Origin of the sequence: Streptomyces azureus (genome assembly GCF_001270025.1) — a bacterium.
GTDB classification, from domain to species: Bacteria; Actinomycetota; Actinomycetes; order Streptomycetales; family Streptomycetaceae; genus Streptomyces; species Streptomyces azureus.
This window is the reverse complement of record NZ_DF968415.1, coordinates 1-19535: the sequence shown is the minus strand read 5'-3', so window position 1 is coordinate 19535 and position 19535 is coordinate 1. Positions and strand designations below refer to the sequence as shown.

General features: G+C 72.6%; 17 protein-coding genes, 1 pseudogene and 1 riboswitch. Of the genes and pseudogenes, 9 read left to right on the top strand and 9 right to left on the bottom strand.

Annotated elements, in window-relative coordinates:
• From pknB to thiO, 4 genes and pseudogenes are all read right to left on the bottom strand, one after another.
• Positions 1 to 1757: pseudogene (gene pknB / locus AOQ53_RS34120) on the bottom strand (Stk1 family PASTA domain-containing Ser/Thr kinase); the annotation flags it as partial.
• Between the two features lie 196 nt (positions 1758 to 1953).
• On the bottom strand, positions 1954 to 2748 hold the full coding sequence (locus AOQ53_RS34115) for a thiazole synthase (RefSeq protein WP_059423247.1): 795 nt from the start codon (positions 2746 to 2748) through the stop codon (positions 1954 to 1956).
• A 2-nt stretch (positions 2749 to 2750) separates the two neighbouring features.
• A complete protein-coding gene (thiS, locus tag AOQ53_RS34110; protein ID WP_059423245.1) occupies positions 2751 to 2951 on the bottom strand; it encodes a sulfur carrier protein ThiS in 201 nt (66 codons plus the stop codon).
• Positions 2948 to 4117, bottom strand: a complete 1170-nt coding sequence (thiO, locus tag AOQ53_RS34105) for a glycine oxidase ThiO (protein WP_059423242.1) — start codon at positions 4115 to 4117, stop codon at positions 2948 to 2950. Before thiO ends, thiS begins: the two co-directional genes overlap by 4 nt.
• Positions 4115 to 4226: riboswitch (TPP riboswitch) on the bottom strand. It overlaps the preceding gene by 3 nt.
• A 58-nt stretch (positions 4227 to 4284) precedes the next feature.
• Between thiO and AOQ53_RS34100 the strand changes: the two genes are divergently transcribed.
• From AOQ53_RS34100 to AOQ53_RS34075, 6 genes are all read left to right on the top strand, one after another.
• Positions 4285 to 4635, top strand: a complete 351-nt coding sequence (locus AOQ53_RS34100; RefSeq protein WP_059423240.1) for a hypothetical protein — start codon at positions 4285 to 4287, stop codon at positions 4633 to 4635.
• 32 nt (positions 4636 to 4667) lie between these two features.
• The gene (locus tag AOQ53_RS34095) at positions 4668 to 5909 is read left to right on the top strand and encodes an NAD(P)/FAD-dependent oxidoreductase (RefSeq protein WP_174523392.1); all 1242 of its coding nucleotides are present in this window, start codon (positions 4668 to 4670) and stop codon (positions 5907 to 5909) included.
• A gap of 77 nt (positions 5910 to 5986) precedes the next feature.
• Entirely contained in the window at positions 5987 to 6352 is a 366-nt protein-coding gene (locus AOQ53_RS34090) for an Rv2175c family DNA-binding protein (protein WP_059423293.1), read from the top strand.
• 533 nt (positions 6353 to 6885) lie between these two features.
• On the top strand, positions 6886 to 7545 hold the full coding sequence (thiE, locus tag AOQ53_RS34085) for a thiamine phosphate synthase (RefSeq protein ID WP_059423236.1): 660 nt from the start codon (positions 6886 to 6888) through the stop codon (positions 7543 to 7545).
• A gap of 96 nt (positions 7546 to 7641) precedes the next feature.
• Positions 7642 to 8565, top strand: coding sequence for a methylenetetrahydrofolate reductase [NAD(P)H] (gene metF, locus AOQ53_RS34080; protein ID WP_059423235.1), 924 nt, complete (start codon positions 7642 to 7644; stop codon positions 8563 to 8565).
• A gap of 56 nt (positions 8566 to 8621) precedes the next feature.
• Positions 8622 to 9593, top strand: coding sequence for an SCO2102 family sporulation regulator (locus AOQ53_RS34075; RefSeq protein ID WP_059423233.1), 972 nt, complete (start codon positions 8622 to 8624; stop codon positions 9591 to 9593).
• Positions 9594 to 9620: 27 nt separating this feature from the next.
• Here the strand turns inward: AOQ53_RS34075 and AOQ53_RS34070 are convergent, their stop codons facing one another.
• From AOQ53_RS34070 to AOQ53_RS34055, 4 genes are all read right to left on the bottom strand, one after another.
• Entirely contained in the window at positions 9621 to 11114 is a 1494-nt protein-coding gene (locus AOQ53_RS34070) for a phytoene desaturase family protein (RefSeq protein ID WP_059423230.1), read from the bottom strand.
• Positions 11115 to 11591: 477 nt separating this feature from the next.
• Complete coding sequence (locus AOQ53_RS34065) at positions 11592 to 12221, bottom strand: TetR/AcrR family transcriptional regulator (RefSeq protein WP_059423228.1); 630 nt, start codon at positions 12219 to 12221, stop codon at positions 11592 to 11594.
• Between the two features lie 71 nt (positions 12222 to 12292).
• Positions 12293 to 14377 (bottom strand): YhgE/Pip family protein, encoded by a 2085-nt coding sequence (locus AOQ53_RS34060; RefSeq protein WP_059423226.1) that lies wholly within the window; start codon positions 14375 to 14377, stop codon positions 12293 to 12295.
• Positions 14349 to 15146 carry an ATP-binding cassette domain-containing protein gene (locus tag AOQ53_RS34055; RefSeq protein WP_174523391.1) on the bottom strand — a complete coding sequence of 266 codons (798 nt, stop codon included), beginning with the start codon at positions 15144 to 15146 and terminating at the stop codon, positions 14349 to 14351. The genes AOQ53_RS34060 and AOQ53_RS34055 overlap by 29 nt, the downstream gene beginning before the upstream one ends.
• Positions 15147 to 15327: 181 nt before the next feature.
• On the opposite strand from AOQ53_RS34055, the gene AOQ53_RS34050 reads away from it, so the two are divergent.
• From AOQ53_RS34050 to AOQ53_RS34040, 3 genes are all read left to right on the top strand, one after another.
• Positions 15328 to 15891: an SAV_6107 family HEPN domain-containing protein gene (locus AOQ53_RS34050; RefSeq protein WP_059423223.1), complete on the top strand. Its 564-nt coding sequence runs from the start codon at positions 15328 to 15330 to the stop codon at positions 15889 to 15891.
• A gap of 196 nt (positions 15892 to 16087) precedes the next feature.
• The gene (locus AOQ53_RS34045) at positions 16088 to 16885 is read left to right on the top strand and encodes a methyltransferase (protein ID WP_059423220.1); all 798 of its coding nucleotides are present in this window, start codon (positions 16088 to 16090) and stop codon (positions 16883 to 16885) included.
• Positions 16886 to 17164: 279 nt separating this feature from the next.
• Positions 17165 to 17566, top strand: a complete 402-nt coding sequence (locus tag AOQ53_RS34040) for a DUF3040 domain-containing protein (RefSeq protein WP_059423218.1) — start codon at positions 17165 to 17167, stop codon at positions 17564 to 17566.
• Positions 17567 to 17846: 280 nt separating this feature from the next.
• Here the strand turns inward: AOQ53_RS34040 and AOQ53_RS34035 are convergent.
• Positions 17847 to 19535 (bottom strand): transglutaminase TgpA family protein (locus AOQ53_RS34035; RefSeq protein WP_059423216.1); only part of this gene is annotated, 1689 nt, incomplete at its 5' end.

Genomic DNA, 19535 nt, shown 5'->3' with positions numbered 1-19535 from the left:
TCCGGGACCTCGATCATCTCGGGGCCCTTGGACACCGTCAGCGTCACCGTGTCACCCTCGGCCGCCCGGCCGCCCGGGGTCGGGCTCTGCTTGGCGACCTGGCCCTTGTCGAACTCGGAGGAATTGACCCGCTCGGCGGCGACCTTCACCTTGAGGCCGGCGTCCGTCAGCTCGGCCTTGGCATCGGCCAGGTCGTCACCGGTGACGTCGGGGATGTCGATGGGGCTGCCCTTGCTGACGACGAGCGCCACGGCCGTGCCCGCGCGCACCTTCGTGCCGTCCGCCGGCCGCGCGGAGATCACCGAGCCCCTGGGCACGTCCTCGCTGAACTCCCGGGTTACCATGCCCGGCTCCAGCCCGTCCTCCTGCAGCAGGGACCGTGCCCTGTCCAGCCGCTGGCCCGCCAGGGCGGGCACCCGCACCTTCTCCGGGCCGTCGGAGACGGTGAAGGACACGGAGTCGTGGCGGCGGATACGGGCGCCCGGCGCAGGGTAGGTACCGATGATCGTGCCGCGCTTGACGGTGTCGCTGTAGGCGTGGCTGACCTTGCCGACCTCGAGCCCGGCCTCCTCCAGCTGGGCCTGGGCTTGCGCTTCGGTCTTCGACAGCAGCCGGGGGACCTCGGTGAACTGGCCCGAGTTGATGTACCAGACACCGGCGCCGAGTCCGAGCACGAGAAGGACGGCGACGACGATCGCCATCGGGCCCCGCCGGGGCCCCGAGCGGCCCCGGGACGGCGGGGGCGGCGGGGACTCGAAGCGGCTGGTGCGGTTGAGCGCGGCCCCCTCCTCGTCCTCGTTGACGGGCAGGGGGCGCGGCGTGGCCAGCGCCCGCGGGATCACGCTCGTACGGTCGTCGGCGTTGTCGTGGTCCGCGGCGAGCGCCTGCGGCGGTACCGCGTCCAGCTGCTCCACGGTCAGCCGGGCACGCCCGGCACGGACCTGCGCGAGCAGCGCCACCGCGTCGTGCGGTCGGATGTCCGGGGTGCGGGCGGTCGCCGAGGCCACCATCTCGTCCAGCTCGTACGCCAGACCGGGCACGGCGGCCGAGGGCGGCGGGACGTCCTCGTGCAGGTGCTTGTAGAGGATCACGGCCGGGGAGTCCCCGTCGTGCGGCTTGTCGCCGGTCAGCATCTCGTACAGCATCACGCCGCACGCGTACACGTCGACGCGGGGGTCGGCGGTGCCGTTCTCTATCTGCTCGGGGGCGAGGTACGAGACCGTGCCGAGCACGGTGCCGGTGGTGTTCGTCACCGTGTCCACGGCCCGTACGAGCCCGAAGTCGGCGACCTTGACCCGGCCGTCGTCCCCTATCAGGACGTTTTCGGGCTTCATGTCCCGGTGCACGAACCCGGCGCGGTGCGCGGCGCCCAGCGCGGCCAGCACCGGCTCCAGGATGTCCAGGGCGGCACGCGGCTGAAGGGCCCCGCGCTCGCGCAGCACGTCCCGCAGGGTGCAGCCCGCGACGTACTCCATGGCGAGGTAGACGTAACTGCCGTCAGTGCCCTGGTCGAAGACCTGCACCACGTTCGGGTGAGCCAGCCGGGCCACCGACTTGGCCTCGCGGATGAACCGCTCGACGAACGAGCCGTCGACCGCGAGCGAGGGGTGCATCACCTTGAGCGCGAGGACCCGGTCGAGCCGGGTGTCCACGGCCCGGTAGACCGTGGCCATCCCGCCGACCGCGATCCGCGCGTCGATGCGATACCGGCCGTCGAGCACCTGCCCGACCAAGGGGTCCTGAAGGGTCGTGTCCACGCAGGCGAGTGTACGAGCCACGACTGACAGCTCCATCGCCCCCGCGGTTTTCGGGGCGCGACTGAAGCGGACCTGTGACGTGCGTCAGGCCGCCGTCGCGGGCAGTCGTGCCGCTGGGCGGCACCCGTCCCAAGGAATCGGCACCCCGCCACGCCGGGCTGCGGACCGCCCGGCCTCGGCAACGACGCCGAGTCACTTAAAAGGCAGGCCGCTCCGGATCCAGCACAGCCATCCCCTCGGCCGGCGAAGACGCCTCCGCGAAGTGCCGCCGAGGAATGCGCCCGGCGCGGTACGCCAACCGCCCCGCCTCCACCGCATGCCGCATCGCGTCGGCCATCAGCACCGGCTCCCGCGCCCGCGTCACCGCCGAGGCGAGCATCACACCCGCGCACCCCAGCTCCATCGCCAACGCCGCATCCGACGCGGTACCGGCCCCCGCGTCCAGAATCACCGGCACGCGCGCGTGCTCGACGATCAGCTGGAAGTTGTGCGGATTGCGAATGCCCAGCCCGGAGCCGATCGGCGAACCGAGCGGCATGATCGCCGCACAGCCGACGTCCTCGAGCTTCCGCGCGAGCACGGGGTCGTCGTTGGTGTACGGCAGCACCGTGAACCCGTCGTCGACCAGCGTCTCGGCCGCCTCGAGCAGTTCGATCGGATCCGGCAGCAGGGTCCGCTCGTCGGCGATGACCTCCAGCTTGACCAGGTCGGTGCCGAGGGCCTCGCGCGCGAGGCGGGCGGTCAGGACGGCCTCGCCGGCGGTGAAGCAACCGGCCGTGTTGGGCAGGACGCGAATGCCGAGCTTGTCCAGGACGGACAGCACCGAGCCGTGCACCGAGGCGTTCACCCGGCGCATCGCGACCGTCGTCAGCTCCGTCCCGGACGCGACCAGCGACCGCTCCAGCACATCGAGGCTGGATGCCCCGCCCGTACCCATGATCAGGCGGGACGTGAAGGACGTACCACCGAGGACAAACGGATCGTCGGCCATGGTCAGCCTCCTTGGACGGCGGTGAGGACTTCCACGCGGTCTCCCTCGGCCAGGGGTGTGGACGGCCACTGCGCGCGCGGGACGACGGTTTCGTTGAGGGCGGCGGCCACGCCGGACGGCGAGGCGGTGAGCGACCTCACGACGGTGTCGAGAGCCGTACCGGGCCGGACGTCCCGGGGCTCCCCGTTGACGGAGATGTTCATGCGGGCTGCTCCGTGAGTGCGGTGACGGCGCTGAATCGCTTCGGGGTGAAGGGGCGGGCCTCCTCGGGGAGCTCACCCGTCGCCAGGACGTGCGCCATGGCGTCGCCGGTGACCGGCGTGAGCAGGACGCCGTTGCGGTAGTGCCCGGTGGCCAGCAGCAGTCCGTCCAGCCCGGTCGGGCCGAGCAGCGGCGCGTTGTCGGGGGAGCCGGGCCGCAGCCCGGCCCGGGTCTCGGTGAGCGGCAGCTCGGTGATGCCCGGGACCAGCTCGTGCGCGTCGCGCAGCAGCTCGTACACGCCGCCCGCGGTCACGGTGGTGTCCCAGCCCAGTTCCTCGCTGGTCGCCCCGACGACCAGCTCGCCGCTCTCGCGCGGCACCAGGTAGACGTGGCTGCCGCGGACGACCGCGCGCACGGTCCGGCTCAGGAACGCCCCGTGCCGCTGCGGCATGGTCAGCCGTACGACCTGCCCCTTCACCGGCCGCACGGGCGGCAGCACGTCGTCCGGGACGCCCGCCAGTCGCCCGCTGAGGCTGCCCCCGGCCAGCACGACCTGCTCGGCGTCCAGCGGGGTGCCGTCGCCCGTGACGACGCCAGTGGCCCGGTCCCGTACGACGGTGAGCCGCTCGGCCCACACCCGGTGGAAGACCACACCGGCCCGCTCGCACGCCGTGACCAGCGCCCCGGCCAGCCGCCGCGGGTCGATCTGGTGGTCGCCGTCGACCCGCAGCCCGCCGCGCACGCCCGGTGCGAGCATCGGCTCCAGACGCCGGCACTCCCGTCCCGACAGCCATTGGGACTCCAGGCCCGACTGCTGCTGCAAGGTGTGCAGTTCGCGCAGATGGGCCCGGTCGTCGGCGTCCAGGGCCACCGCGAGCGTGCCGCACCGGCGGTAGCCGAGGTCGTGGCCGGTCTGCTCGGTGAGCTCGGCCGCGAAGTCCGGATAGCGCCGGGCGGAGGCGAGATTCAGACCGAGCAGGGTCTGCTCGCCGTAGTGCAGTTCCGTGACGGCGGCCAGCATCCCGGCCGCCACCTGTGCGGCTCCGCCGCCCGGCTCCGGGTCCAGCACGGCCGTGGCGAGCCCGCGTTGCGCGGCCCGCCACGCGGTGACCAGGCCGATGATCCCGCCCCCGATGACGAGGACGTCTGACGTTCGCGTACGCGACATGGGCGTCCAGCCCCTCCCTTCGCCGGCATGACCCGGATCAGGTTCGTACGGTCGGAGGCCGCCAGCCTCCCTCTCAGCCCGGTGCGTCCGGGCTCCCGCGAGTGCCTTACGTTGGCCACCCACCCTAGCCCGATGCCGTACGGCGCAGTAAGGGAGCCACCACCGCCATGGCCCGATCCCTCGACGGTCTCGTCCTCGCCCCGGTCGCCGACCAGGCACCGGGCCAGGTGGGGACCCGCACCCGGTTCACGTACCACGAGAAGGACGGCGAGGTCTGGGCCGAGTACACGGGCGGCGACGTCGTACGCGGACATCTCGTCGGAACCCGGGAGGGCGACAGACTGGACTTCCGGTACGTACAGCTCAAGGGGGATGGAACCACCTCCTCCGGGCACTGCGTGTCGACGGTCGTGGAACTGCCCGACGGGCGGGTGCGGCTGGAGGAGAGCTGGGAGTGGGAGTCCCAGGCGGGCAGCGGGACGAGCGTTGTGGAGCAGGTCACTGCGCATGAGCACTGACTGACAAAGTGTCAGTTGTCTATGGTGATCAGGTGAGCGAGCAGACGCAGGCACCAGGTTCGTCCGCGCCGCGGCGCGTGGTCGTGGCGGGCGCGGGCATGGCCGGTGTGCAGACCGCGGTCGCCCTGCGCGAGCAGGGCTTCACCGGCACCGTGAGCCTGATCGGCGCCGAGCCCCACCAGCCGTACGACCGGCCCCCCTTGTCCAAGGCCGTCCTGCTCGGCAAGGCCGAGGGCTCCGCCTTCGACGTCGACTTCGAGGCCCTCGGCATCGAACTTCGGCTCGGCTGCGAGGTGCGGGGCCTGCGCCCCGGCGACCACGAGCTGGACACCGAGGACGGGCCCGTGCCGTACGACGTCCTGGTCGTCGCGACCGGTGCCGAACCGATCCGGCTGCCCGGGGCGGCGGGCGTGCCGGGCGTGCATCTGCTGCGCACCCTGGACGACGCCGAGCGGCTGCGGCCGGTGCTGGCCCGCCGGCACGACATCGTGGTCGTCGGCGCGGGCTGGATCGGCGCGGAGTTCGCCACGGCCGCGCGCGAGGCGGGCTGCGCGGTGACCGTCGTGGAGGCCGCCGAACGCCCGCTCGCCGGGGCGCTGCCCGCCGAGGTCGCCGCGCCGATGGCCGGCTGGTACGCCGACGCGGGTGCCGTACTGCGGACGCACGCGCGCGTGGAGCGTGTGGAACCCGGCGCTGTCGTTCTGGACGACGGCTCGCGGCTGCCCGCGGGCGCGGTCGTCGTCGGCATCGGCGCCCGTCCGGCCACGGCCTGGCTGGCCGGCTCCGGGATCGAGCTGGGCACGCGCGGCGAGATCGTGGCCGACCAGCACCTGCGTTCGTCGGCGCCCGACGTGTACGCGGTCGGCGACTGTGCCTCCTTCCCCTCCGGCCGGTACGGCGAGCGCCTGCTGGTGCACCACTGGGACAACGCCCTCCAGGGACCGCGCACGGTCGCCGTGAACATCGTCGGCCGGGCGTCGGGGGAGACCCCGGCGGTGTACGACCCCGTGCCGTACTTCTGGTCCGAGCAGTTCGGGCGGTTCGTGCAGTACGCCGGTCATCACGCGGCCGCCGACACGACCCTGTGGCGGGGCGATCCGGCCGGACCGGCCTGGACGGTCTGCTGGCTCCGCGGCGACCGGCTGGTCGCGCTGCTGGCGGTGGGCCGCCCCCGGGACCTGGCGCAGGGCCGCCGCCTGATCGAGTCGGGCACGCCGATGAATCCGGCGTTGCTGGCGGACCCGGCGAGGCCGTTGAAGGCGGCGACGGCGTAGCTCGAGAGGAGCCAGTGTCCGCCCAGGTGGGCGGGCCCGACTTCCGACTGTCAGTGGGGGATGGCAGGCTGGTTTCCGTGACCGAGATTGACGCAAAGATCGATGCTCTCGTCCCTGCCTGGCTCACCCTCCCCGACATCGCCGAACAGCTCGGCGTCGAGGTGACGCGCGTGCGGCAGCTGGTCAAGGAGGGCCAGCTCATCGCCGTACGCCGTGGTGAGAACCGCGCACTGCACGTCCCCGCGGCCTTCATCGACGGGGACAAGGTCGTCAAGGGTCTGGCCGGGACCCTGACGCTCCTGCGGGACGACGGCTTCACGGTCGAAGAGATGCTGGAGTGGCTCTTCACCCCCGACCCGAGCCTGCCCGGTACGCCGGCACAGGCCCTGAGCGAGAATCGCGGCACGGAGGTGAAGCGCCGAGCCCAGGCGCTCGCCGTCTGACCGACCTCGACCGAAACAACCGTCCGGTGCCGTACGAGTGGGACCGGACTGAACAACCGCCCGGTGTGTGGGCCGGGGCCCGCCGGGTCCCGGCCAGGGGTGGCTCGCGCCCGACCGGGGCGTGGGCCGCCTGTGGCGGTCCGTGCAGGGCCCCGGGCGAGGCTCGCACCGGAGTCACCGGAGCGGGGCGCTCCGGCGCCCTGGCCGCCTGCGCGTGCCGTGCGCAGGGGTGCCGCACCTGCCGTCCGCCACGAACGCGGGCGCCTGGGGTCCGCCCGTAACGCCACCGGCCCAGGCACATCTCGCGTCCGTACGCCACCATGGGCGCACCCGCACTTCTACGTCGGCGGATGCACCCGCATCCGTACGCTCACGGGGGCAGCAGCACCCGTGCGCCGCCACGGCGCATCCGCACCTGTACGCCGCCAGGAGGCGCATCCGCACGCGTGCGCCGCCAGGGGGCGCGCCCGCAGCTGTGCGCCGCCACAGGCGCACCCCGCACCCGTACGCCACTGACAACCAGGGGGACACGCATGGCCGCCACCACCGCCACCACCGCCCGCGCCCAGCTCGCCGACGCCCGGGTCTACCTCTGCACCGACGCGCGCAAGCGCCAGGGCGATCTCGTGGAGTTCCTGGACGCCGTACTGGCGGGCGGGGTCGACATCGTGCAGTTGCGGGACAAGGGCATGGAGGCGGCCGAGGAGCTGGAGCACCTGGCCGTCTTCGCCGACGCCTGCGCCCGGCACGGCAAGCTGCTCGCGGTCAACGACCGCGCGGACGTCGCCCACGCCGCCGGCTCCGACGTACTGCACCTCGGCCAGGGCGACCTGCCCGTCTCCGCGGCCCGCGCGATCCTCGGCGACGACGTCCTGATCGGCCGCTCCACGCACGCCGAGTCCGAGGCCGCCGCGGCCGCCGTCCAGGACGGCGTGGACTACTTCTGCACCGGCCCCTGCTGGCCCACCCCCACCAAGCCCGGCCGCCACGCCCCCGGCCTGGACCTCGTCCGGTACACCGCCGCCCTCGGCACCGACCGGCCCTGGTTCGCCATCGGCGGCATCGGCCTCGGCAATCTCGACCAGGTCCTGGAAGCGGGAGCCCGGCGCGCCGTCGTCGTACGGGCGATCACCGAGGCCGACGACCCGGGCGCGGCGGCGGCCGAGCTCGCGAAGAGACTGCGGGAGAAGTAGTACGCCGGGTGTCCAAGGGGTGGACAACAAGTGCACAAATCGGTCAAATGTCCGTGCCCGGTTGGGGGACCGACCGCCCCTGGCTAACCTGCCGGTATGGCCCTCGGCACCGCATCCATCAGGTCGGACCACGCGCGCACCGTCCGCGACATGCTCGCGACCGGCAAGACGACGTACTCGTTCGAGTTCTACGCCCCGAAGACACCGAAGGGCGAGCGGAACCTGTGGAACGCGCTGCGCCGGGTCGAGGCCGTGGCCCCCGACTTCGTCTCCGTGACCTACGGCGCGGGCGGTTCCACCCGCGCGGGCACGGTCAAGGCGACCGAGGCGATCGCCTCCGACACCACCCTTACGCCCATCGCGCACCTCACGGCGGTCGATCACTCGGTGGCCGACCTGCGCAACATCATCGGCCAGTACGCCGACGCCGGGATCCGCAACATGCTCGCCCTGCGCGGCGACCCGCCCGGCGACCCGATGGGCGAGTGGGTGCCGCATCCCCGGGGCCTGGCCTACGCCGCCGAACTCGTGGAGCTGATCAAGGCGTCCGGCGACTTCTGCGTGGGAGTCGCCGCCTTCCCGGCGATGCACCCGCGCTCCACCGACTGGGACACCGACGTCCGCCACTTCGTCGACAAGTGCCGCGCGGGCGCGGACTACGCCATCACGCAGATGTTCTTCCACCCGGAGGACTACCTCCGGCTGCGCGACCGGGTCTCGGCCGCCGGCTGCGACACCCCGATCATTCCCGAGGTCATGCCGATCGCCAGCGCGCGGTCGCTGGAGCGCATCCCGTCCCTCACCAACGCCGCGTTCCCGGCCGCCCTGAAAGAGCGGATCCTCACAGCAAAAGACGATCCGGCCGCTGTACGCTCCATTGGTATCGAATTCGCCACGGAGTTCTGTGCGCGGCTGCTTGCCGAGGGAGTGCCCGGCTTGCACTTCATCACGCTCAACAACTCCACGGCGACGCTGGAAATCTACGAGAACCTGGGCCTGCACCACCGACCGCAGGCCTAGACCGTTCGCACCGGTATACGACACACTGCGTAGCGGCGACTGGGAGAGGGGCGTACATGGGCTGGGCGGTCCTCTACATCGCGTTCGGCATCGTCGCGCTGTGGCTGCTGGGCGAGGTGCTGTTGCAGTACAAGGCGCGGCTGCGCTGGCGGCTGCTCGCCTTCGTCGGTTTCCTCGGCGTCGTCGTCGGTGTCCTCGTCCCGTCGGTCGTCGTGATCGGACTGGGCGCGGCCGCCTTCGCGGTCGGGCAGACGTACGTCACCCTGTCGTTCCGCAGCGGCTTCTCGGCCGGCTGGGCGATGAACGCGCCGATGCTGGGCGGCAGCAAGCGCCGCCGCGGTGAGCGCGGCCGCCAGGAGCCGACCCTGGAGGTCTCCGGTCTGGAGACCGCCGACGGCGGCTACGGCGACCAGACCGCCGACGGCGGCTACGGCGACGAGGCCGCCGACTACCGCCGCGACGCCAATGCCCCCGCCTACGGCCAGGACGACGACTACGACCGCGACGACGTCTTCACCCCGTCGCGTCCCGTCCACCCGACGGCCGCCGAGACCACCGCCGTCTACGAGCCCCAGCCCGTGCCCGACGACACCGGCTCCTACGGCGTGTACGGCGACACCGGGTACCAGCCGGGCCAGCCCCACGACCAGTACGCCGCCACGGCCCAGGGCACCGACCAGTCCTACGACTACTCGGGCTACGGCCAGCAGCAGGGCTACGACGCCACGGACCAGCAGCAGTACGCCGCCTACTCCGACCCGTACATCGGCACGCCGACCTACGGCGGAGCCTCGTACGACACCTCCTACGGCGACCAGCAGTACTACGCCCAGCAGGGCTACGGCCAGGACCAGTACACCGGCACCTACGGCGGCGAGAGCCCGCCCGACGGTGTGTGGGTCCCGCAGCAGCGCAACACCGACGAGTACGGCCAGGAACTGCCGCCGGAGCAGCACCCGTACCCGTACCAGGGCGACGGGCAGCAGCAGACGCCCGGGAACGGCTTCGACGAGCAGTACCGTTTCTGAAGCCTGAACGCCGCCGGGGCGGCGAGCTTACTGGGAGCCCCGGAACTCCGGTCCCTCCACGATCAGTCCCGCCACCAGCGCGCCCGACATGCCGGCGTGCGGCAGTCCGCCACCGGGGTGTGCCCAGCCGCCGGCGGTGAACAGACCGGGCACGCGCGTGCTGTTGGACGGATGCAGCAGCCGCCCGCCGTCCGCCGCCAGGGCGGGCACCGGCACCGCCCCGCCTTCCGTGCCGGTCGCCTCGGCGATGTCGGCCGGGGTGCGCACCTCGTGCCAGAGGAGACGGTCGCGCAGGTCGGGTACGGCGCGTTCGGCGACGGTGATCATGTTTTCGGCGAGGTCGTCGCAGGGCTCGTCGGGCCGGGCGGGTACCACCGTCGTGAGGGTTACCGCCTCGTGGTCCGGGTCCGGGACCAGCCCCGGGTCATCGGGCCGCAGGACCGTGACCGTCGGGTGTGTGTTCTCCGCCGCCCCGCCGAACAGGGCGTCCAACTCGGCCTCGCGGTCCGCCGCGTGCACCACCGTGCGGTGTGCCGTGCCCTCGGGGCGGGTGCCGCGCAGGGCGAGCAGCACCGTGAGCCGGCTCGCCGTCGCGGGCTGCGGCGGCACCTCGCCGCCACCCCGCACCACGGCCTGCGCCGACAGCCGGTCCAGCGTGCCGGGCGCGACACCGGCCACCACGAAGTCCGCCTCCGCCACCGTGCCGTCGGCGAGTTCCACCCCGGATGCCCGGCCGTCCTTCTCCAGCACCCCGGTCACGTCGGCGCCGAAACGGAACTCGACCTTTCGGGTCACACACCGCTCGTACACCGCGCGGGCCAGCTCGCGCAGGCCGCCGCGCACGTACCAGGTGCCGAAGGCGTGCTCCATGTACGGCAGTACGGCCGCGCTCGCCGGTGTGGTCCGGGGGTCCAGGCCGTGCGCCAGGGCGTGGCTCTCCAGGAGCGCGGCGAGCCGGGCGTCCCGCAGCTCCCAGGCGCCGACCTCGGCGAGCGTGCCGGCCCGGCGGGTGCGCAGCAGCCGCTTGTGGGGCACCGCCGGGTACGGCTCGCGCTCCGCCAGCACCTGCCAGTTCGGCCACAGCGGCTCCTCCAGGAGGGGCCGCCGGGTCCGGTCCCAGGCCTCGCGGGCCCGCACCAGGAAGTCGCCCCACCGCTGGCCGGCCCCGGAGCCGAGTGCCTCGTCCAGAGCCGCCACGACGCCCGCGCGCGAGGCGTTCGGCAGCGAGACCCGGGTGCCGTCCGCGAACACGTGCCGGGACGACGGGTCGACCTGGACCAGGTCGACGCATGCCTCCAGAGGTTCCTTGCCGGTCTTGACGAACAGATCGCGGTAGACGGCGGGCAGCGGGAGCAGGCCGGGGCCGGTGTCGAAGGAGAACCCGTCGCGCTCGAAGCGGCGCAGCGCACCGCCGTACGTGTCCGTCCGCTCGTACACCACCACCCGGTGGCCCGCGACGGCCAGCCGGGCGGCCGCCGTCAGCGCGCCCATCCCGGCGCCGATCACCGCAATCCGTGCCATGCCAGGGACTTTATCGGCCCCCGCCGACAGCCCCCGCCGACAGCCTCCGAGTACGGGCGCGGAAGCGATCGTGACCAGCCGGCCACCCAGTGTTCTGGGGCCGCGTGCGCAGGGCTGAGTACCCGTACCTAGAGAACGAGTTGAGTACGCGCGCGGATGGGCGAGGACCTGCGAGAACGAGAGAGTGGAGGCACGGAGAGGGGCACGGCTCCGGTACCGGCGACACGGGGCGCCGGAACGGGACCGGGCCCACGATCCGCTCCTTCCGCCGACGGTGTCGGCGGGAGCGAGGCACGGGGGAGAACCGGGGGACGACCGAACGGGGGTCCTGCGGGGGAACGCACGGGGGAGCAGGAAAACGGGGGAGCAAGGAAGGCGCCGGTTCGAGGTGGCCCGCGGGGGACGCGGCCACAACGGACCGGCGCTTTCGCATCCGCGCCGGGGCTGCCTTCAGCGGCAGCCGCTCAGAGTGTGGCCTCAGCGGCAGCCGCTCACCCGTCCCTGGAGCAGCCGGGACAGGGCCGCGTGGACGTCGTCCAGGGAGCGCTCCGGCTGGAAGGACTTCCAGTCAAGGGCGGCCACCAGGACCATGCCGACCAGCGCGGCCGCCGTCAGCGGGACGTCGATCTCGTCGCTGAACTCGCCGCCCGCCACGCCCTCGCGCAGCACGTCCTCCACGACCGCGACGGCCTGCTGCCGGACCACCATCAGCGTGGACTGCCAGGCCCGGTTCGTGCGCCACAGCTCGGCCACGTACAACTGCGTGAAGGCCGGGTAGCGGTCGATGAAGACCAGTCCCGCGCGGATCATCGCGTCCAGGGCGTCGACCTTGGTGCCGCCCTCGCGGGCGGTCCGCTCGGCCGCTTCCCGCAGGGAGGCGGTGAGGAGGCCGACCCCGTGCCGCAGCAGTTCCTCGAAGAGGACGGACTTGCTCGCGAAGTTGTAGTAGACCGTGCCCTTCGCGACTCCGGCACGCTCGGCGATCTCGTCCACGGTCGTGGCGGAGAAGCCCTGCTCGGCGATGAGCGTGACGGCCGCCTCGTAGAGCTTCTGCCGGGTGGCCTCGCGGCGCGTGCTGCCGCCCGACGCGGCACTGCTGCTTTCCATGGCCCTGATTGTCACAGGAACCTCTCCGGGGGATGTCACCGAAGGGCTCACAGGGGGTGTCACCGAGGGACTCACAGGCTCAGCTCCGGGTGCAGTCGGTCCAGCGTCCACACCTGGCGGCGGCGGGCCGCCACGGCGGTCAGCGCGAGGGCGCCGGCGGTGAACGCCGTCAGCACCACGCACGCGTGCCACACCGGTTCCAGACCACCGCCCGTGATGAGCCGCCGGAGGGCCTCGACGACGTAACTCATCGGCAGGAAGGGGTGGAGCGCGTTGAAGAAGCCGGGGCTGGTCTGCACGGGGTACGTGCCGCCCGCCGAGGTCAGCTGGAGCATCAGCAGGGCGAGGACGAGGATCCGGCCCGCCGCACCGAAGCGCGCGTTCAGCCACTGAACGATCGCCGCGAAGCACGCCGTCACCAGGAACAGGAACCCCACCGTCCCGGCCGCCCGCACCATCTCCAGGCCGACCGCCCAGTGCAGCACCGACATCAGGGCCACCGTCTGGAGCACCCCGATCGCCACCACGGGCAGCCAGCCGGCCAGCGCGATCCGCCATGCCGAGGCGCCCGCGGCGAGCGCGCGCCGGTTCATCGGCGCGATCAGCATGTAGGCCACCATCGCGCCCACCCAAAGGGACAGCGGGATGAAGTACGGGGCGAAGCCGGTGCCGTAGTTGGGCGCCTTGTGCAGGTCATGGGAGGCGAGCCGCACGGGGTCGGCCATGACCTCGGTGCGCTGGTCGCGGTCCTGCTTGTCGTAGTCGGGGATCCGCTCCGCCCCGTCGTGCAGCCCGCCGGCGAGCTTGCCGGAGCCGTCGACGAGCTTGAACATGCCGCCGTTGAGGTCGTCCGCGCCCGTCTTCAGATCGCCAACGCCCTTGTCCAGGTCGACGGCACCGGTCTTGGCCGTGCCGAGCCCCTTGTGCAGCTTCTTCGCGCCCGCGGCGACCTCGGCCGCCCCGTCGTTCAGCTTGTTGATCTTCTTGACGGCGTCGTCGAGGTTCTCGGAGAGGTGCGGCGCGCGCTCGGCCAGGGCCTGGGACTGCTTCTGGAGGGTGGCGAGGTTCTTGTCGAGCTTGGTCAGGTCGCCGTTCTGGTGGGCGATCAGCGTGTTGACGTCGTCGGCGATGACGGCGACGTCGGCCGCCGCGTCCCTGGCCTTCTTCAGGTCGGCACAGGCGGCGTCGGGCAGGACGGGGTCGTCACAGCGCCTGGCGTAGACGCCGTTCAGCGTGTCCGACGCCGTACGGGCGCCCTTGGCGGCGGTCGGGGCCGTCTTCGCCAGGGTGTCCAGGTGCTTGCGGATCACACCGGAGGAGTCGGCGACGAGCCGGGCCGTGTCGCCGATGGTCTTCTCGTTGCCCTTCAGGAACGGGCCCACCTTGCCGGCGGTCCTGTTGACCCTGTCGGCGAGCTTCTGCGTGCCTTCCGCGACCCGCTTCGAGCCGTCCGCCAGGTCTCCCGCACCCGTGTGGAGCTTCTTCAGGCCCTTGGACAGCTTCCCGCTGCCGTCCTTGGCGTCCTCCAGGCCGTCGGCGAGGTCCTTGGAGCCCTTCTCGGCCTTCCCGATGCCGCCCTTGAGTTCGTCGGCCCCCTTCGCCGCCTTCACGGTCTTGCCGTGGATGTCGGAGAACGAGACGAAGATCTTGTCCAGGAAGGACCGTGACGTCTTCGTGGACGCGGCCTGCCGCACCTCGCTGAACACCGTCCGGGAGATCTGCCCGACGATGTAGTTGTTCGCGTCGTTCGTGCGTACCTGGAGGGCGCCGGTCTCCGGGGTGTCCCCGGAACTGGAGGCGATCCGCTCGCTGAAGTCGGCGGGCATGGTGAGCGACAGGTAGTACGTGCCGTCCTCGACACCCCTGCGGGCCTCGGCGGCACTCACCTCCTGCCAGTCGAAGGTCTTGCTGTCGTGCAGCCTCTCCGTGATGTCGTCGCCCGCCGTGATCTTCTTCCCGTCGGCGGTCGCCCCCTTGTCGTCGTTCACGAGCGCCACGGGGATACGGTCCAGACGGCCGTACGGGTCCCAGAACGACCACAGGTACAGCGCGCCGTACAGCAGCGGCAGCACCAGCAGCGCGACCAGTGCGGCGCGCGGGAGCTTGCCCCGGCCGAAGCGGCGGAGCTCAAGCGCGGCCAGTCTCGGCGAGCGCATCGGCCTTCTCCTCTCCCTGGTCGGCGGCCTTGTCGTTATCGACGGCCCCGGGATCGTCGCTGTCGTTCTGGTTCTCCTGGGTGGACACCCGGACGGCACCCTCGGGGGCCTCGCTGCACACCGCCACGACCGTCGTCCCGGCGTCGGCGAGGGACCTGAGCAGGGACCAGACCTCGTCCCGCTCGCCGTCCGAGAGCTTGAGGTCGGTGTCGTCGACCCCGAGCAGCAGCGGCCGGCCGACGAGCGCGAGAGCGACCGACAGCCGCAGCGCTTCCAGACGCTCCAGATCGCGTACGGCGGTACGGGACCCCTTGGGCAGTGTCTCCAGGTCGAGACCGGCGGCGGTCAGTGCCGCGCCGACGCGCCGCCCGGCCTCGGCCGCCCGCTCACCGCGGGGCCGCAGCAGTCCGCGCAGGGAGTCGCCGAACCGCCGTTGGAGCAGCGCCCGTTCCCGCAGGTGCTCGCCTGCGGTCAGCGCCGGGTCCAGGTCGGTGACCCCGGGTACATGAGCCAGGGCACTGACGCGGCGCACCGCCGACAGCTGCTTGGGGAGCCTGGCCTCGCCGACGGTCGCGGTGCCCTCCGCGATCTTCATCCGCCCCGTCAGCGCGAGCAGCAGGCACGTACGGCCGGACCCGGACGGGCCCTCGACCGCGACGAGCGATCCCGGCTCGGCGTCGACGGAGATCCCGCGGAACGCCCACCCGCGTGGCCCCTTGACCCCAAGGCCCTCGGCGGCGATCCGCGCCCCTCCTACTCGTTCCCCCACGAGTCTCCTTCGGTTCAGAACTGACGTTTTTGAACTGACTGGTCAGTGCAAAAACTACTGCGAACCTACGATCGAAGCAAAGTCGCAGGTCAGAACGGATTGTCAGTGCCATACCTCACGATGGGTCACATACGGCACTCCTCACCGGACGTGCCGTCACACAGACGACAGGAGGTTCGTCATGGCCAGCTACCACGCAGCAGCCGCCCGCCGGCGCCGCGCCACCGGCCCTGCCCCCTCACTGACCGGCCCGGCGAGCGACGTGCACCCCGTGCTGCGCCGGGCCACGGCCCCGCCCGCAGCCCTCGACCTGCTCGCCCAGGCCCGCGCCGGCCTCGACGAGGCCACCGTCCTGGAAACACCGAACGAGCGCTACGCGACCGCCCATCTCGCCGCCCTGCGCACCGCCGCCGCCGTGCTCGCCGCCCGGGGGCGGCCGGAGACCTCGCCCCGAGCCCGGGCCAAGATCAGGAGCGCCTGGGAAGTGCTCCCCGAGATCGCGCCCGAACTGTCCGAGTGGAGCGCGCTGTTCGCCGCCGGCGCCCGGCGCCGCGCCCGGGCCGAGGCGGGCATCCAGGACGCGGCCAGCAGCCGGGACGCCGACGACCTGATACGGGACGTGGCGATGTTCCTCCGCCTCGTCGAGCGCATGCTGGTCCTCCAGCCGGTCCTCCCACAGCCCCGCCCGGACCAGGACCACCCGGAAGGACCGGGGGAGGGGCGGGACATGCCGGACGCGGGCTGAGCCGGCACCGGCGGCGCGTGTCCGCCCGGTCGTGCCGACGCGTGTCCGGGTGAGGACCGGGCCATGCCGGCTGCCCAGCCGGAGGCAATAGGGTGGGGGACGCCTGAAGTCTTCCCTCCCCGTCTCCGGGGCCGGGGAAGGCGCCCCGTTCGCTCCGCCGTGCAAGAGGCGGTGCCGCGCCGAGGAGTCAACTGCCGTGTCGGACCCGATGCGCCCCCGCGCCTCACTCCGTACCGCCGTGGTCTGGGAGGTCCTCCAGGACGCCCTGGACCGCCGGGTCAAGGCCACGGGTCGGGAGTCGCTGGACGTCCTCGACACCGGGGGCGGCAGCGGCAACTTCGCGGTGCCCGTCGCCCGGCTCGGTCACCGGGTCACCGTCGTCGACCCCAGCCCCAACGCGCTGTTCGCCCTGGAGCGCCGCGCCGCCGAGGCAGGAGTCGCCGACCGGGTGAAGGGCGTGCAGGGCGACGCCCACGGCCTCTTCGACGTGGCCGAGCGCGGTGGCTACGACGTGGTGCTGTGCCACGGCGTCCTGGAGTACGTGGACGACCCGGCCGAGGGCGTCCGCAACGCGGTGGCCGCCCTGCGCTCCGAGGGCGTCCTCAGTCTGCTCGCCGCCGGTCTCGGGGGCGCCGTGCTGGCCCGCGCCCTCGCCGGGCACTTCAAGGAGGCCCGGCAGGCGCTCGACGACCCGAACGGGCGATGGGGCACGGGTGACCCCGTCCCGCGCCGCTTCACCGCCGACCAGCTCACCGGCCTGGTCGAGGGCGCGGGCCTGCGTGTGGGCGCCGTGCACGGCGTGCGAGTCTTCGCCGACCTCGTGCCCGGCGTCCTCGTCGACACCGAGCCCGGCGCCCTGGAGGCGCTGCTGAAGCTGGAGGAGGCCGCCGCCGAGCTTCCCGCCTTCCACTCGGTGGCAACTCAGCTTCATGTGCTGGGTGAGACTGCTGGGACTGGTGAGGCAATCGAGACCGGTGGGTCGGTCGAGGCCTGAGCCGCCTGGTGAGGTACCGCCGCTGATCAGCGCCTGGGCTGTGCATGGAGTACGCCACAGGCCCCCCGAATGGGGGCTTGGCGCCGTATGATCGAGGGAGACCGTTCCGGCATGACGGGTCGGCCGCCGGGGAATGTAGGCCTCAGCGAGCCGGGATGTCCATGGCGTGTTCCGGTTGGCCAATTGGCGCAGAGGGGCGGGTTTCACGGGGGCGATTCCCTGCCTATCCTGAAGAGACCCCCCGGGTCGCCCCGGCGACTGCACGATGAGGAGGACTCCGTGCCGCTCTCGGAGCACGAGCAGCGCATGCTCGAGCAGATGGAGCGAGCGCTGTACGCCGAAGATCCCAAGTTCGCGACGGCGCTCGAGGGAAGCGGGCTGCGTACGTACACCCGGCGACGGGTCTACCAGGCGGTCGCGGGCTTCCTCGTAGGTATTGCGCTCCTCATGGCCGGTATGGTCGCCAAACAGGTCTGGCTCAGCGTCGTGGGCTTCCTCGTCATGCTGGGCTGTGCGGTGCTCGCCGTGACCGGCTGGCGCAAGGCCCCCAAGCCGGGCGAACAGGCGGCCGGGGCCGGCGGACAGCCAGCCGGCCGCCGTCAGGGCCGGCAACGGCGCTCCATGATGGACCGCATCGAGCAGCGCTGGCAGAAGCGCCGCGACGAGCAGGGCGGCCATTAACCCGGAGCGCAGATCTCCAGGACACCTGAAGACACGAGTCAGGGGGTGACCACCGACTGGGTGGTCACCCCCTGACGTATGCGTACAAGGCGCGGCTGGCTACCGGGGAGGGACCTCCTGGGAGGCTGCGCCCCGCCCCGTTCGCCGCATGCTCGCCCGGGGCGAACGGGAAGCCGGACGCATCACCGCCCAACCCCGGGCAGACGCGCGAGGCCGGCCGGGCGTACAAACCCCGGCCGGCCCGATCCATCCCCGCCCGTCAGTCCTGCCGCCCCGCCCGTCAGCCCTGCTGCCCCGATGCCTTCCGCCACGTCGGCCGCAGCGCCAGGGCACGTTCCCGCACGCCCGACCACCAGGCCGACGCCGCCCACAGCACGCGCACGGTGGAGCGTGGGACCAGCACCGCACGGAGCCTGGTGCCACGGCCGACCCCGGCGCTCAGGCCCGCCGCCGCGCGGCGGACGTCGTCCGTTAGGCCCGCCGTCGGACGGGGCTGCGGTGCGTACAGGACCTGCTCCACCGCGTTCGCCACCCGGTGCACCGAGGCAGCGGCCGTCGCGTCGAGGGAGCCCAGCCGGACGATACGCGCGGCCGCCTTGCGCGGCGTCTGTGACTCGTCCGGCGCGATGCCGAAGTCCCAGGCCGTGTCGGTCAGCTCCTGCCAGACGGCAAGTGTGTGCGGCACCGCGTCCGCCTCGCCGCGGCCGTGCGCCCCCAGCCGGACCGCCCGGGTCCGCAGGCGCCACAGCATCGGTGCCAGCGGAAGCGCCAGGACGGCGAGGCCGGCCAGGACCCAGGCGAGGATCGCGTACCACTTCGGCCCGTCGTCGCCCGTGGGCAGCACCGCCTGCGGGGATTCGCTCGCGCACCCGCCGTCCAGCCTCCTCTGCTCCGGGGTGCAGCTCTCGCTCGTCGAAGGCGTCGGGGACGGCGCGGCCGACGACGTCTGGGACGGGCGCGTCACGTCCGGCACCGAGCTGCCGGGGCTTTCCGGCAGCGTGTACGGCGGGATCGAGCCGCGGTTCGGAGTCGGCTCGAAGCGGGTCCAGCCCACGCCCTCGAAGTACAGCTCGGGCCAGGCGTGCGCGTCGCGCAGCCCCACCGACACCGAGCCGTCCGCCTGCGGGGAACCGGGTGCGAAGCCCACCGCGACCCGGGCCGGTATGCCCAGGGAGCGGGCCATCGCCGCCATCGTGAAGGAGAAGTGCACGCAGAAGCCCTGCTTGTCCTTCAGGAAGCGGGCGATCCCCTCCGAGCCGCTGCCGACCTGCACCTGGGTGTCGTACTCGAAGCCGCCGGTCACGGCGAACCAGTCCTGGAGCTTGACCGCCTGGTCGTACGGGTTGGCGGCGCCCGCGGTGACCTGGCGGGCGGTGCGGGCCACCACCGGCGGAAGCGAGTCGGGCAGCTTGGTGAAGTCGCGCTCGATGGCCGCCGGCGGGGGCCCCGCCGAGGCCAGCTGCTCCGCCGTCGGCTGTACGTCCAGGCTCTTGACCTGGTACGTCAGCCCTCGTGTGTTCTGGCCGTGGTCGCCGACCAGCGTCATGCCCAGAGGCTCGTAACGCCAGTTGCCCCGGATGGTCACGCCGCTCGGCGGGTACGGCATGGGCAGCCAGTCCTGGGCGTACCAGCCGGCCGCCGTGATCGTGGTGTCGACCTCCGTGCGTTTGACGTCGGAGCCGAGGCCGATCGGGGTCGGGAAGGTGCCGTCGGGGACGGCGGTGATGGAGCGCCGGGCCGGCTTCCAGGTCGTGCCGTCGAACTCGTCCAGGGACACGATCCGCAGATAGAGGTCCGAGACGTCGGCCATCTTCGTCTTCACGGAGAGGACCTGCCGGTCCTCGTCCACGTTCAGATTGTCGCGCAGCGACACCAGCGGGTTCACGGCGGAGATCGTGCCGCCACCGCCCGTGCCGCCGCCCGCGCCCGTGCCCACGGAGTCCAGCAGGCCCCCGTTCATCGCGGGCAG